This window comes from Flavobacterium pectinovorum (assembly GCF_022802975.1).
GTDB classification, from domain to species: Bacteria; Bacteroidota; Bacteroidia; order Flavobacteriales; family Flavobacteriaceae; genus Flavobacterium; species Flavobacterium pectinovorum_B.
Window position 1 is genome coordinate 1 of sequence record NZ_JAFEVZ010000008.1, and the last position, 15496, is coordinate 15496.

The following is a 15496-nucleotide window of genomic DNA, read 5'->3' on the forward strand; positions in this document are numbered from 1 at the left end:
CTATTAAACAAAAAATTGATATAATTTTGTCTTTACAAAGCATTGGTGAGGTTTATTGGTTCGCAAAACAAATTTACTAAACCTCTGCTTTGTTTTTTTATGATATCCAAACTAGCAACTTGAATTAATTATGATTTTATCGCAATAATATAATACAAAAACGCAATAGGAATATTGCTTAACAGCAGCAAAATCTTAATCGCTATATCTTTTCGTTCATCATATAGTTTTATAAAACGGCCTGTTAGATGAAACAACATGATTCCGTTTAGAAGTAAAGTCGAAACAACAAACGGAAAAGCGAATACCAAAACATTAGCGTTTTTGTTTGTAAACATATAAAACGCAAATAAGACAGTGCTGATTATAAAAGTACCAATTACTAATTCAATAGACTGGGTTTCCTCTGAAAGTTTTTTATGGATCGTTTGCATAACTTTAAATATTAAAAATGTGTTGAATCGTTTTAACGGGTACAGAAAGCATATTTGAAAAATTCAGGTAATAAAAAGAATGTGCTTTTTTGCCTCTTTTGTATTGTGCAATAAAATACAGGATCTGTTTAGGGTAGAAGGGAGTACCAGAAAAAATCACCAAAAACAAATACAAACTTCTTTTTCCGTTTCCCAAAAGGTAATATTGCATCCCGATTTCATTTACCACAGAAACCCCAGTATTCGTTAAAACATGAATCACATCATGATCTTCTAATTTGGGCTGCATATCAAAATGATTTTTATCAAGAAAATTTCCTAAGCCCAACCCTAAGCTGCCTTCCGGATAGTTCAGGAGCGTTGCTTTGTCAACTTTCCAGGGTTTGTTTCTTTTAAGGAATTTTTGATAAGGTACTTTGGTGCATTCATAAAGTTTTTCGATTAGATAGTCTTTCATAGTTTTATACTTATAAAGTTCTTTGAATTTCAAAGTTTAAAAATAAATAAAAAAGATTCTGAATATAATTGTAACCAATAGGTGTTTTTACTCTTCATAATGTTTTTTATTTAAAAGTACTTTGAAATACAAAGTAATTAATAAAAAAAATAACTGCCAAATATATTGACAGCTATTTTTGGAAATATAATAAAAGTCGTTTTTAGGTTTAAAATTCTCCTGACAGTAATTATCTGAGAAAGAACAAAATTAATTCCCGGTTAATTCTTTCACCAATTCGTTTAATTTGGTACCATGAATATTTTTTGCCACTATAATTCCGTTTTTGTCCAATACTAAATTATGAGGTAAAGCCTGTACCATATAATCTGCAACAGTAGGGGAACTCCAGTATTTTAAATCACTTACCTGTGTCCATGGCAGTTTCAATTTTGCAATTGTTCCTGCCCAGACTTGTTTTTTGGTATCAAGAGAAACTCCATAGATCGAAAGTTTTTCTGAATAAGTATGGTGTAATTTTAATAATTCCGGCTGTTCTTTGATACAAGGACCGCACCAGGAAGCCCAAAAGTCAATCAATACGATTGTGCCTCTTAAAGAGGAAAGCGCAACTTTTTCTCCTTTGGTATCCGGAAGATCAATTTCAGGGGCAATATCACCAATTTCCAGACCTACAACTTGTGCTTTGATCGTATTGATGCAAAATGTCAACAAAGCAATAAATAATACTTTTTTCATATTCAGTAATTTGGGGATGAATCGTGCAAATATAAATAACACGATTTGAATTTTCTCAATAAAAATCAAGTGTTTCAGCATAATTTTGCGTCAAATATCAAATTTTATTGGTCTCAAAAATAGTTTAAAACTATGTACTTTAGTGCATTTCACTTTCACTTTCTAAAAAAGTTTTTATACCACAAACTGACAAAAATAATTCGTGAAAATTTGTGCAATTTGTGTTTAAAATTAAATTCTTCAACCTTGTATACTTTCATGCCATTGGGGTTTAGTTGTTTTGATTTTCTCTGATATATTTCGCTACATCAACCATTGTGGCAACCCAAATATCTTTTTTTCTTTTCTTTAAATATTCGAGTAATTTTTGGTGTTCTTCCAAATCAATATTCAAAGAATGTTCACCACCAACACCGTGAAACATAAAAACAATAAAAGAACCCATTTTTTCGGCTTCTTCAACTTGAGCAATCATTTGTTCAGCCGTGCTTCCATTTTGAAAAAAGGAATTTACATTAGAAAAATCTACTTCTTTCCTGTTTAAATAGCCGGGTGCAACGCCTCGGGCAGCAACAAAGTCATTCTTTAAAAAATTATAAAAAAGTGTATCCTTAATGGTTAAATCTCCGCAGGGATAGGCAAAAGTACGTTCGGATTTGCCGTCTATAGCTTTTAGTAAAGTATTCGTAATTCTGGTTTCATTGACGGCTCTGGCAATCGTATATTTAGATAAATCAGTTTCTGAGGTTACAAAATCTCTTCCGGGTAAACTGCCGTCACAAGGATGGTTTAAAGTATGATTTCCAAGCTCATGTCCTTGTTTTGCTGCGGTTCTCCATTCTTCAATTCTCTGTGAAACAACAGGCGAGGAGCCTATCAGATAAAATGTCCCTTTAAATTTATAGGAATTCAGCATTGGAATAACCTTGTCCAGATGAATATTTAAGGCATCGTCATAAGTGAGTACAATAGCACATTTTTTACCATTCCAGTCCCTGTTTTGCGTCTGGGCAAAAATGGCAGCAGAAAACAGATAAACAGTTATTAGGGCAATTATATTTTTGAGTTTTTTGTTTGATAGCTGATAAAGAGGACTGGTCATGTTTGTGTGGTTTTATTTGTTGGTTTTCAATTATTTTGATTGGAAATATATAAAAAAAACTTTAGGTAAAGGGGCAAATGGAATTGTTTTACTTCTTCGGTTTTTGAAAGATTGCATCAAACAGAAAATAGCTATATTTACATTTATTTATTATTTATTTCATGGAAGAAAATAAACATGTAACGATATATGATATTGCCGAAAAGTTAAATTTGGCTACTTCAACAATTTCAAGAGCTTTAAAAGATCATCACACCATTAGTGATAAAACAATAAAGAAAGTAAAAAAAACGGCCGAGGAAATGGGTTTTGTGCCTAATACTCTGGCAGCAGGTTTACGCGGTAATAAAACAAAAACCATAGGTGTTTTGATTCCGACAGTTACCCAGCCATTTTTATCTTCTCTGATTAGTGGTATCGAAATTGCTGCTCAAAAATCGGGTTATACGGTCATTATTATGCAGTCGCATGACTCTTCTGAAGAAGAAGCTAATATGGCTAAGTCATTATACAGCAATCGTGTTAGCGGTGTTATTTGCTCATTGGCAATGGAAACCAGGGATACTTCACATTTTAAACAATTTTCAAATAATAATATTCCGCTTGTTTTTGTCGACAGGGTTCCTAAGGATTTTAATACTTTCAGAGTAATTATTGATAATTATTCGGCTGGTTATAAGGCTACTAAGCATCTCATCGAGCAAGGCTGTACCCGAATTGCGCATTTAACTGCGGGATCTGAATTTGGTAATTTATATAATGAAAGAAAGAGAGGCTATACTGAAGCCCTAAGAGATCATAATCTGCCCGTTGATGAAGAACTGATTGTGAATTTGAAATCGGTTACTTATGAAGACGGCGTGAAGGCGAGCAATAAATTATTTGATTTGAACCCAATTCCGGATGGCATATTTGCATCTGGGGATATTATTGCCGTAAGTGCTGTTCAGACGGCTAAAAAGAGAGGAATCAAAGTTCCGGAGGATGTTGCTGTTATTGGTTTTAATAACGACCCTATTTCGCAAATTATTGATCCAAATTTATCAACCATAACACATCCTGCAGAAAAAATGGGTAAAGCCGCCGCCGAAATTATTATTAAAAACCTAAAATCGGCTAAAAGTGATGAGGTTAAAGAAATTACTTTTTTAAATACGGAGGTTTTGGCACGGGAGTCTTCGGCAAGGAAATAATCAAGGGCTATGCTTTCTTAAATACATAGAAACATAGTTTGTAAGAATGCTTAAAGGCGTTTCAATTAACATCAAGTCATATAGCTTTTTGTTTTTTAGATAAGTGAAACGCCTTTTGTAGGTTATAAATAGCTATTATCTATGTGTTTAATTTTTTAGTTCTCGCCTAACAAAATTCTATTTCAATTTAGAATCAATTTTACTGATTTTAAAGTTCTTAGATTTAATGATTTTACCATCATCTGTAATCATGATACAGCTGTAATCAGGGTATTTATTGATGTAATCCATTCCTAATTTTCTTCCCATCACCATTAATGAGGTACTAAAACCATTTGCAATTTCGGCTTTAGGACCAAAAACGGTTACGCTGCAAAGTCCTGTTGCGGGATATCCTGTCGCCGGATTGATGATGTGTGAATACCGTTTGCCATTAAATTCAACAAATTTTTCATAACTGCCTGATGTCGTAACAGCACCTCCTTTTAAAGGAACTTTTGCGAAAATTTTCTCAGGTTCAAAAGGATTTGTAATACCAATATTCCAGTCTTTTCCGTTAGGCTGTCTTCCCCAGGTTGTCATATCGCCGGATGCATTTACGATTCCGGATTTTATACCTTTGGCTAGCATTAGATCCCTGCATCTGTCGGTTGCGTATCCTTCTCCCAAAGCACCGAAACCAATTTTCATTCCTTTTAGTTTTAAGAAAACTGTTGATTCAATACTGTCTAAAAGAATGTTTTTATAGCCGACTTTCTCTACCGATTTTTTTATGGCTTCCGCCGAAGGCATCTGGTTCATGGAACCGTCAAATTTCCAGATTCTGTCCATTGCGGCAAAACTGATGTCAAAAGCGCCATTGGTCAGTTGGGATAATTTTAGGGCTCTTTGTGTTAATTTAAAAACTTCCGGATCAACTTTTACGGGTTTGATTCCGGCATTCTGATTCACTTCAGAAACCTGAGAAGTAGGTTTCCAGTCTGAAATAAGGTTTTCGATTCGGGTTATTTCTGCAATTACTTCGTCTATACTTTGTTCTGCTGTAAGAGAATCGCTGGCAACAATACTAATATCAAAACGGCCACCCATTAGCAAAGTGGTTCTTTTGCGCAGCAGTTGTGAATGTCCTGAAATACTCCAGAAAATTACAAAAAGGAACAAAATTTTAAAATGAGATAACTTCATGGATATAAAATGATTAGTAGCAATCTGTTAATAATTGTCCGTTTTTCTTATAATCATAAAGATTTTTGATGCTGTTTACCAGACATAATTCGTTTAAAATTGCTTCAACATCTTTTTGCATAGCAAGTGAACCACAAATCATAATAATTCCGCCTTCCTGTAATAAACTAATAAAAAATGATGCATCACGTTTTATTAAATCCATCACATAAATATGTTCAGCTTCACGCGAAAAAGCCAGATGAAAACTCGTAAGTTTTTGTTTCCGGATCATTTCATCTGAAAATTTTTTATAGCCTGAAACAGTTTCAGTTTCTATTCTAAAACCGCAGTACAAGTGAGTTTCTGTTTTTTTTCTGTTTTGTTCAATCATTCCAAGGAAAGGAGCAATTCCGGTTCCGTTTGAAATTAGTGCCACTTTTGAAGCTTTGGCAGGAAAATGAAAAGCCTTGTTGTTAATGATTCGGGCTTTAATTGTGTTTCCTGCTTCGAGTTTATTTAAAAATCCGGAGCCTAATCCGTTTGGATGCAGTTTTACAACCAATTGTATGTTTCCGGAATGATTTCCAATAGAGTAGAGGCGTTCGCGGGAATCGTTTACCGGATAAACAGCCAGTAAATCTCCGGAAGCAAATTTCGCCCTTGAATTGGCTCTTAAGGTTAGTATAAAAGTATGTTCAGTATCAGTAATAGCTGTTTTGTCTAAAACCATGAGTTTCTGAAGTCCTTTTGGAACATGGTTGTATAACGATGGAGTAGTGGCCAAAGCAATTCCGGTTTTATCACTCCATAATTTTACCCAGTTTACAAATTCAACAGCCGATTTGTCATTAACCGTTTGTAATTCCAGAACGCGTTCCGTCCAGTTTTTAGTTTCTAAAAGCTGATCGATTTCTATAGCAAATCCGCAAAAATCAGGATATGATTTTGAACCAAAACCTACTACCGAAAAACTGATTTTTTGATGTTGTTGCTGCTTTTGTAAAAGTGCTTTAAATTTATTGGCGTTTGAAGGAGCATCTCCCAAACCGTGTGTCGAAGAAAAGACAATAATATGCTCAGCCTTCGGATAAGCAGAGAAACGATTTAATTCAGTTATAAAAGCCTTGTGTCCCTGATCGTTTAATTGTTTCAGAATGGCATTGGCAAATCTAAAAGAACTTCCGTTTTCAGAACCTACTAAAAGAATTATACTGCTTTCATTGGCGTTAAATTTATTTTTTATACGGCTTGATCGTCGTTTTAAAGTAATGGCAAATCCCGAATAAATAAAGAAAAGGATGTTGATGCAGGCCAACCCCAGAATAATTGCCCAGACACCATTGATTCTTCCGGTATGAAGATCAAGGCTCAACGCCGATAACTGAACCGTTACAGGGGAAAGTTTTTCTGAAACAACAGCACCGGTAACCTGATTTACTTCAACTTCACGATCTTTTAATTCGATAATATAATATTCTTCGGGATCATCCGTAAAAGGGAATTCTATTTTTTTTACGTCTGATAAAAGTGTATTTTTAAAAATTGAAGTTTTTTTGGCTTCTGCCGAAAGTTCCGTTTTTACAGGTTTGGCTTTTTTTTCACCCATAAAAAAGTTAAACCTTTCCAGTGAAAGATAAGTTCCTGTAAGTGCAATAATAATAATCGGAATTAAAGCCAGTCGTCCCAAAACAACATGGTAATATTGGGCAAAATATTCCTTGATTACTTTCGAAAAGAAATTTCGGATGCCGCGTTGTCTTTTTAAAACAAGCACGAAACCCGAAATTGATATTAATACTAAACAAAAAGAGATTACACCAACAAAAAAACGCCCTGTTTCATGAAGAAATAAAGATCTGTGAAAACCCGTAATCCATTGAATAAATTCACTTTTTTTTAAAGGTGTACCTAATGTTTTACCGGTTTTTGGATCGATATAAGCATTGATGTCATTTCCTTCTTCATCAATTGCCTGAAGCGTTATAAACTGATTATAATCGATGCTCAGTTCTGTAATTTCCGGGTACGTTTTTTTTAATACAGGCAGTGTTTCAGCCAGTGTTATCTGATCAAAATTTATTGCTTTGTACGGCAATGTTTTTTCCTGTACCGCATCGACTGCCAGAATTATTCCGGTTACCGAAGCTAAAAGCAAAAAAATCGAAGAAAATAAGGCTAAAGCCAGATGTGCGTAACGCCAGAAAGAAAGAGTCATTGCGTATATTCTAAAAATGTAATCGTATTATATTTTGTTCATTCTTACGTATTTGATATACCCTTTGCCATCAGTTTTATTTGCAAGACCTTCTGTAGTAAGTGGAATTTCAAGATCGTTTACATAATACTTCTGATCTTCAACAGCCGATTCAAAACGTAATTTGTATCCTTTGTTTATTTTAGAGTTTTCAATTGTTATAACGGTAACACTTCTGTCTCCACCTGTAACCGAAGCTCCGGTTTTGGCACTAATATCGTCTGATTTTTGAGCTGCGTGAAAAGTATTCCATTCTTTTAATGATTTGTACCATTTTTTATCGCCTCCCATTACATAAAGTGTTTTTTCATACTCTCCTTTAGCATTAATTAACGACACCACAATATAGGCTCCCTCACCTATGTAATTGTCCATTTGAAGCATGCATTTGTATTTTGATGACTGTGCGTTTATATTAAAAGAAACAAGGCATATAAGGGCGCCCGTAAGAGCAGTTTTAATTATAGATTTCATTTGAAATAGATTTATTTTATTGGAATATGGAATTAAAAAAATTGAGATTTAATGATGGTTTACTTTAAAAATTCAACAGAAATATTACTTTTTACAAGCAAATTATTTTCTTTGGCTAAAGCATAAGCACTTTCATCAAATTCTGTTGTTATATCTTTTTTGGCACCTGCAGAGATAAGATATTTTAAAATTACATCGTCTTTGGCAACCATTGCAGCTTTGTGCAGAGCTGTTAATCCGTCTTTGTTTTTGGCGTTGATATCGATGTTTAAATCAGCTATTTTTTTAAGCAGGGTTAAATCATTTTTGATAATTGCCAAATGGTATAAAGTGTTTCCGTCTTTTTGAGGAGCAGAAAGGTTAAGTCCTTTGTCCTGTAATAATTTTATTTTGGCAGCAAAAGGATCTTGTTTTGTGTTAGTTCCTTCCTGACCGCGACCCATCATTTGAGGACGGTATGATTGTATTAGATAAACCCCCAGATTATTACCGTCTTTATCTTTTACGTTTGCATCGGCTCCTTTGGTTAAAAGTAAACTTACAGCTTCTGGAGTTCCAGATTTTACCGCATTTGTCAATGCAGATTCACCTTTTACATTTTGGGTATTTACATTTTTTGCAGTAGGAAGCAAAAATTCTAAAACAGAAGTTTCTCTTGCAGAGGCAGCAACCATTAAAGGGGTAGTTCCTTCTTTATCTGCTTTGTTAGGATCAACTCCTTTGCTGATAAAATATTTGATGATTTCTATCTGGTTTGGTTTTCCTGCCAAAATATGCAATACATTTTGCCCGGAATTGTTTTGCGCAGTAGGCTTAATTTTAACTTCTTCAATCAGATATTTATAGGTTTCGATTGTATTGCTTTCTCTGCGGCTTCCTTGTGCAGCAGTAAAAAGTGCATTATCATTTGGTTTAACTCCTTTTTCAATAAGTTTTTTCAAAAGCGGAATATTTCCGGATCTTGCAGTATAGGTAAAAGCAGTATTTCCTTCGCTATCAGTGTCTTTTAAAGACATCCCTTTTGTAGCAAAATAATCGGCAGCTTTTAATTCTTTGTCAGATGAAATTGATAATAACAATAAGTTAGCACCGTTTTGGTATTTTTTCTTTGGGTCTATTCCGGCTTTAAAAAAAGTTTCGTAAATCTCTGTATTGTTTTGACCGCTGCTGGCTGCTGCTGTTATAGGAAACGAGCCGTGGCTGTCTTCTAAGTTAATATCAGATCCTTTGGCTATCAAATATTTAATGATTTCCAGATTTCCTTTTCCCGCCGCCCAATGAAGGTAAATTCGGTTATCGTGAGTTGGTTTGTTTACTTCATTACCCGGTTGTTCTAATAAGAATTTGATTGTTTCTGTAGGAGCGTCATTATTAATTGCCATAACAACCACATCAAAAGCATTAGATGTTGCTGCAGATGGGCTGTTGCCTTTTGCTATTTCTGCTTTAACAGCGTTTACGTCTGGGGTAGTTTTCCAAAAGGATTGTTCTAACAGGGTGTTTTTTTGCTGTGCATTTACGAATAATGTAGTCACTAAAGCAAAAGAAAGAAGAAGATTATTTTTCATAAATTTTGTGAAGTAGTTATTAATAGAAATGATAATTTATTTTAGATTCAGATATTCTAAAAAGGTTTAAAGTTAAACTAAAATTTAAATTATTTAGAATAAATAAAAATAACGCAAATATAAAAATAAATACTAAATACCCAATGTTTATTTGCAGTTTAGGTGTTTTTATTTTGAAATTATATAATTTATACAATAAATTTTGTAATTTTTTCTGGTTTAAATTTTAGACTTTTGAGTTATTAGCTAAGAGTTATTATTTTTTTAATCCAAACGCAATGAAAAACACAAATTATATTTTAATTTTTTCGAGTCTCTTATTAACGCTATTTAGCTGTTCGAATGATAAAGATTCTAATAATGATCCGGGGACAGCAACTGATCCGGTTGAAACTAATCCGCCAAATACAAAGTATTCCTCTGCATTCGAAGGCCAGACCCGCATAAGTGGTGTGCAGACAAATACAGCTTATGAAGCAAAAGTTATTACTACAGCCTTAACAAGTCCTTGGGGTATAAAAATGCTTCCTGATGGCAGGCTTTTGGTTACACAAAAATCTGGAAACATGCGTATCGTTAAAATAACAGGAGAGGTAAGTGCTGCTATTACAGGTATTCCCGCTGTTAATGCATCTGGTCAGGGAGGATTGTTGGGTTTATGCCTTGATCCTGATTTTTTAACTAATCGAATGATTTACTGGGTTTTTGCTCAATCGGTAACAGGTGGAAATCTTACGGCGGTTGCGAAAGGAAAATTATCGAATGATGAAAAAACAATAGAAGGAGCAACTGTAATTTATCAGGCCAACCCCGCTAATCCTAGTGATAATCATTATGGCGGACGGATACTTTTTGATAAAACTAGTAATCTTGTGATTAGTACTGGGGAACGTTCTGTAATTCAAACCAGACCTTTGGCACAATCGGTGTCTGGAAGTTTAGGAAAAGTTATCAGAATTACCAAAGAGGGTCAGCCTGCAAATGGTAATCCTGTTTTTAGTCAAACAGGTGCATTACCGGAATTATATTCTTATGGACACAGAAATCCTCAAGGTCTGGCACTTCATCCTGTAACGGGCGAGATTTGGCTAAGTGAACACGGACCGCGAGGAGGAGATGAAATTAATCGATTAAAAGCCGGTAGTAATTACGGATGGCCTGTTATTACGTACGGAATTGAATATGATGGACAAAAGATAGGTGACGGAATCCAGCAAAAAGAAGGAATGGAACAGCCTGTCTATTATTGGGATCCTGTTGTAGCGCCTGGTGGTATGACTTTTTATACGGGTGATCGGGTTCCGGAATGGCAAAACAATCTTTTTATAGCCGCACTAAGTGGTAAGCATATTGTAAGACTTGTTATCGAAAATAACAGGGTTATTGGCGAAGAGAGGTTTTTAGCTAATGAAGATCAGCGATTTAGAGATATTACTCAGGGAAATGACGGAGCTTTATATGCTGTTACCGATGGAGGAAGGCTTTATAAAATTGATAAGAAGTAATAATCTATTTGGTACGAAATTATAATGTAGCAATACAATGCCATTATTCATTAAATAAATGATGTAGCTGAAAAATTAAAAACCCTATCAGAATTTTTAGTTTCTGATAGGGTTTAATGTTAAAAAGTACTTAGGCTAGAAACTTATTCTTTGATAATGGTTTTATTTATAACACCATTTTCGGTAATTATTTTAACTACATATATTCCTGCACTTCCATTAATATTCACTTTTACTGTAGGATCAGGAACTTCGTTTATTGCATAAATCTGTTGTCCAAGCATATTGAATACCAAAATCTGTTTGACTTTTCTAATAGTACCAAGATCTATGTAAAATTCATTTTTAAAGGGTACAGGATATATTTTCACTTCAGTCTTTTCAGCAACAGACTCGTCTATTGTATTATTAGAAAGAGCCATTTTAGATGTACTGCCACAACTAACAGCGATAGGATTAATTCCTTCAACTTCTATTTTATCGATGTTGGCCAAACCTGATGATGTTGTTGCTTCTAATCTGATAGTATGATTACCAGCGGAAAGTGCTACGGTAACTAAAGAACTTGAATTCTCAGCCCAGGTAGTCCAATTAGTTGTAGCGTTAAAGTCTGCAGTAGCCAATGTAAGACCATCAACGATTACTTTAGCAGTTCTTACAGTAGTACCTCCATTAGAATATTTCCAACGAAGTATGTAATTTCCGGAAGAAGTATTCACAGACCAATTGATCCCTGCACCAACTGCATTATTTGCGTTGGCAAAACCATTTCCTTCAAATCCTACATTATTACTGTCAATCGTGCCATCAACAGAGCAGAAGCCTGTTTGATTTTCATTAATAGTAATCTCGGAAATAACAGCATTAACAGTAATTGTACCTGATACAGATGCATTTATTGAGCCTCCGGTAGTAGTAATTGTGAAGTTGAATGTTCCTGCTTGTGTAGGTGTTCCGCTTATGGAAATAGTTTTTGCTGTAGCGTTAACTGTTGCAGTAACCCCGGCAGGTAATCCTGAAGCAGTTGCAGAGTTAGCGTTCGTCCATGAATAATTAAAACCAACTATTGGTGTATTTACATTTACAGTTTGATTTGATGAACCTGCACCATGTTTTACAAGAGTAGCAGTACCAGTCGATTCTGTGTAGTTAGGAGTTCCATTTTGATTTTGATTAGTTGTAATTGTTCCTACTAATCCATTAATGTAAACCTCTAAATTAGTATAGGTTGAGCTCAGTGTATATAATATTCCATCAGAGGCGTTATTACTATTTAAGCCATTAGCACTTTCCCAGCTATTAGGCATTCCGTCATTATCTGTATCTGTTGGTGCTGTAGTGGAATTATAGGCTGGCCATCCTCCAACATCAGATTGTGTGTCTATCAGACCTTTTGTGCTTCCGTTTGAACCTGTGTAAGTAAAGGTTCCATTAGTGGCTTCTGATACGATTCTGTTATCTACCGCATCACGCTTAAGACTGGCTCCAACATAGGCCAATACTCTATTATAGGCATTTGCTGCAGAATGAGTAGTCATTTCACCAAAGTTATATTCAGTATTAACACGAAGTTCCGTTTTGCTTTTTGATGATGGATTAGGGTCAACTCCATTCCAGTTATTACCTGTAGTAGTGGAGTTTGCTGTTGTATGATTTCCATTAACGTAAAAACTGCCCCAAACACCTGCAGACTGATTGTTAGATCCATCATCCTGACCAGGAGATATAATTCTGTCGTTTACGCCAGAACCTGTAGCTGGACCAGCTTTATAATAATTATTGGTAAAGTTGTAGGATCCTCCTTCAGCAGCATAAGCACTATTACCTCCCCAGTTATAAATAACATTGTTTCTAAAATCAACCTGTTCAAGATTGGCAAGTCCCGAGTATCTGCTGCCACAAAAACGGGCATTTCGGCTATCATGGTGTGCTAACATATTGTGATGAAAGGAAGCTTTTTTTCCTCCCCAAATTCCACCATAACCATGGGTTCCCTTACCATGAACAGACACACGTAAACTTTCAGACATCATGCACCATTGCATAGTAAAATTCTCATTATCATAAAATGAAGCACATTCGTCTGTACTCCAGCTCATAGAGCAGTGATCAATGATGATATTCTTATGGTTTCGTCCACCTATAGCATCGCCTTCATGCTGTGTCTGGTCACCCATGCGGAAGCGGATATATCTAATAATAACATTATCAGCATCTATATTTACTGAATAATTTTTAAGGCAGATTCCGTCGCCCGGAGCAGTCTGACCTGCAATGGTGATATTCCCATTGTTGATTCTCAAATCTGAATTAAGCGCAATGATTCCGGACACTTTAAACATGACCGTTCTGGTTCCCGTTGCCGTAACTGCTGCTCTTAAACTTCCTGTACCTGAGTCATTCAGATTGGTAACGTAGATTACTTGTCCGCCACGGCCACCACTGGTATAGCGTCCAAAACCTTCGGCACCCGGAAACGCTGGAGAAGTAACCGCCAGAGCAGCAGTAGTCTTTTGAGTAGAAGCAACTTTTTGGGTTGATGCGGTTACTGTTAAAGTGCCTGATTTTGTTGTATTTGTTGAGCCACCAACTGTTGTAATAGTATAGTTAAAAGTACCACTCACAGTTGGTGTTCCGCTGAAGGTTACAGTTTTTGCTGTATTGTTTATGGCAGCATTGATCCCTGATGGTAATCCTGATACACTTACTGTGGTAGCATTCTGCCAGGCATAATAAAATCCTGTAATAGCGGTATTTATTGCTACTGTTTGACTCGATCCTCCAGCTCCATGTTTTGTCAATGTAGCTGCTGTCTGGGGTACAGAAAAATTGATATAATTAAGATTGTATAAATAGCCGCTTCCACCCTGAAAAACAAGATAGACATCGTGAATTCCTGAAACCTGAGTTACCGGACATGTAAAATTTGTATAGGTTTGCCATCCGCCCGTTGGTGTAATGGTACAAGTTCCGATAAGTGTGCCGGATGTTCCTCCTAATCTGATTGAGATAGTTCCTCCGGTTCCGGCTGTTGCAGCTCTTGCCAGAAAACTACCTGCTCCCGAGCCAAAGTTTATGTCTTCAAACATAATCCAGTCACCGTTATTGATATATCCTACATTATCAGTGCCTTCGGAACTGGCTTCAGTCTGAACGCCTGATTGGCTGTTGTAATTTTCGGCCTGAATGGTCTGGAAAGCAGTTCCTCCACCTGTAACGGAATTAATGATTGTATCCGGATTCCAGTTATCAGTAACCTGAGGATTGGCATTATTAGCTTTTAAAACATTTAATTTTGTGTAAGAAGCGGCCTGAGAAGCGGTTAATTTTTTTGCCCATGAAACTCTGGACGCCGGAACATTTCCTGCTCCTGAGTTATTATATTCTGAGAAACGTGCTGTTCCCTGATTGGCAGCATTCCCCCAGTCATTCCATCCTGCTGGCTTAATTGCATTGGTCATACTGGTGTTCATATAAGTAACCGAGGCATATCCTCCCCAAGGGCGCCCCAAATCTGTAATATTGCTTCCTGAACCTGTAATCTGGCAATTATTGAATACAAATCCATAAGCCAGATGAGATGGAGTATTAGCTGCAGTTACAGAAGTTCCCCCTTTAGTATAAAGCTGGCAGTTTTGAAAATAGGCAATGGCTCCTCCAAAAATAAAGTCTGTAGTGCCTTCGAAATAGCAATTTTCATGATAAGATCTTCCACTGTGTGGGTAATAAGTATCCTGATCTCCTAAAAAACGGCAGTTCTTAAAAACAGCCTTATCTGCTGTAGAGCGAACTGCTACAGCTTGACCTACAGGTCCTGATGAGTTGGCAAATGTAAGATTCAGTGCGTAAAACCCTGCGCCATTTATGAAGATACTGGCTGAATTTGAGGTTCCATAAGCGGTTCCGGTAGCCGGATTGATTTTGGAGGCATAATTATTATAGGTTAAAATCGTTTCGGTCGAACTTTGACCTATGAATGTCAGATTGGTTTTATTTGAAGGAACCGTAATTACTTCATAATAAGTACCGTTTTTAATGTAAATTTCAGTTCTGGCCGAACTGTTAGAAGGAGCTGCATTCACAGCTGCCTGTACCGTGGAATAATTACCACTGCCATCCTTGGCAACTACGATATCGTAGGTTTGTGCTTTCAGCGGCATCGAAGAGAAAGCTAAAAATGTCCATAATAAAATTTTTTGTTTCATGCTTTTTGGTTTGGTTGAGGTTAGTAAATAATTCAACAAGTAAACTACTTTTCTTGTTAAAGTAAAACTATGGAAATCAATTTCTAACGCAGTAGACATATTGCTATTAAACAGGGGAAAAAACACTATTGGTAATTGTTTAAAAATCAACAAATTATTATAGTCTACCCGTTGGGTGAAATTGATAAAAAAAAATGACTTGATTGTAAAAAGTATAAAATTGGTAGTAAAACATGATTATTGCTTAAGGAATCGATGTTATCCTGAGCGAAAACGAATGGACTCAGCGTGACACTGATTCTTAATTTCATCCAACAGGTTGTAATTTATAAAAAAAACGTTTTAATAAAATATGTGGATGACAGTAGTTACTGCTAATTTGCCTATTTGTATCTCTAA

General features: G+C 35.7%; 11 protein-coding genes. 2 read left to right on the forward strand and 9 right to left on the reverse strand.

Annotated features, from left to right (window positions below):
- Positions 1 to 128 precede the first annotated feature (128 nt).
- From FLV_RS12535 to FLV_RS12550, 4 genes are all read right to left on the reverse strand, one after another.
- The gene (locus FLV_RS12535) at positions 129 to 434 is read right to left on the reverse strand and encodes a hypothetical protein (protein WP_243234229.1); all 306 of its coding nucleotides are present in this window, start codon (positions 432 to 434) and stop codon (positions 129 to 131) included.
- A gap of 4 nt (positions 435 to 438) precedes the next feature.
- Positions 439 to 891 carry a ubiquinone biosynthesis protein COQ4 gene (locus FLV_RS12540; RefSeq protein WP_243234231.1) on the reverse strand — a complete coding sequence of 151 codons (453 nt, stop codon included), beginning with the start codon at positions 889 to 891 and terminating at the stop codon, positions 439 to 441.
- Positions 892 to 1140: 249 nt separating this feature from the next.
- The gene (locus FLV_RS12545) at positions 1141 to 1629 is read right to left on the reverse strand and encodes a TlpA family protein disulfide reductase (protein WP_243234233.1); all 489 of its coding nucleotides are present in this window, start codon (positions 1627 to 1629) and stop codon (positions 1141 to 1143) included.
- Between the two features lie 271 nt (positions 1630 to 1900).
- Positions 1901 to 2731, reverse strand: coding sequence for a polysaccharide deacetylase family protein (locus FLV_RS12550; protein WP_243234234.1), 831 nt, complete (start codon positions 2729 to 2731; stop codon positions 1901 to 1903).
- Positions 2732 to 2892: 161 nt separating this feature from the next.
- On the opposite strand from FLV_RS12550, the gene FLV_RS12555 reads away from it, so the two are divergent.
- Positions 2893 to 3924: a LacI family DNA-binding transcriptional regulator gene (locus FLV_RS12555; RefSeq protein WP_243234235.1), complete on the forward strand. Its 1032-nt coding sequence runs from the start codon at positions 2893 to 2895 to the stop codon at positions 3922 to 3924.
- A 177-nt stretch (positions 3925 to 4101) separates the two neighbouring features.
- Here the strand turns inward: FLV_RS12555 and FLV_RS12560 are convergent, their stop codons facing one another.
- Genes FLV_RS12560 through FLV_RS12575 form a run of 4 tightly spaced genes read right to left on the reverse strand, consistent with a single transcriptional unit; the run spans position 4102 to position 9387 of the window.
- Entirely contained in the window at positions 4102 to 5109 is a 1008-nt protein-coding gene (locus FLV_RS12560) for an FAD:protein FMN transferase (RefSeq protein WP_243234239.1), read from the reverse strand.
- 13 nt (positions 5110 to 5122) lie between these two features.
- Complete coding sequence (locus FLV_RS12565; protein WP_243234241.1) at positions 5123 to 7306, reverse strand: PepSY domain-containing protein; 2184 nt, start codon at positions 7304 to 7306, stop codon at positions 5123 to 5125.
- A gap of 27 nt (positions 7307 to 7333) precedes the next feature.
- Positions 7334 to 7819: a DUF2271 domain-containing protein gene (locus FLV_RS12570; protein ID WP_243234243.1), complete on the reverse strand. Its 486-nt coding sequence runs from the start codon at positions 7817 to 7819 to the stop codon at positions 7334 to 7336.
- A 59-nt stretch (positions 7820 to 7878) separates the two neighbouring features.
- Positions 7879 to 9387, reverse strand: a complete 1509-nt coding sequence (locus FLV_RS12575; protein WP_243234245.1) for an ankyrin repeat domain-containing protein — start codon at positions 9385 to 9387, stop codon at positions 7879 to 7881.
- A gap of 278 nt (positions 9388 to 9665) precedes the next feature.
- On the opposite strand from FLV_RS12575, the gene FLV_RS12580 reads away from it, so the two are divergent.
- On the forward strand, positions 9666 to 10892 hold the full coding sequence (locus FLV_RS12580; RefSeq protein ID WP_243234246.1) for a PQQ-dependent sugar dehydrogenase: 1227 nt from the start codon (positions 9666 to 9668) through the stop codon (positions 10890 to 10892).
- A gap of 143 nt (positions 10893 to 11035) precedes the next feature.
- Here the strand turns inward: FLV_RS12580 and FLV_RS12585 are convergent, their stop codons facing one another.
- Positions 11036 to 15097, reverse strand: coding sequence for a pectinesterase family protein (locus FLV_RS12585; protein ID WP_243234247.1), 4062 nt, complete (start codon positions 15095 to 15097; stop codon positions 11036 to 11038).
- Positions 15098 to 15496 lie beyond the last annotated feature (399 nt).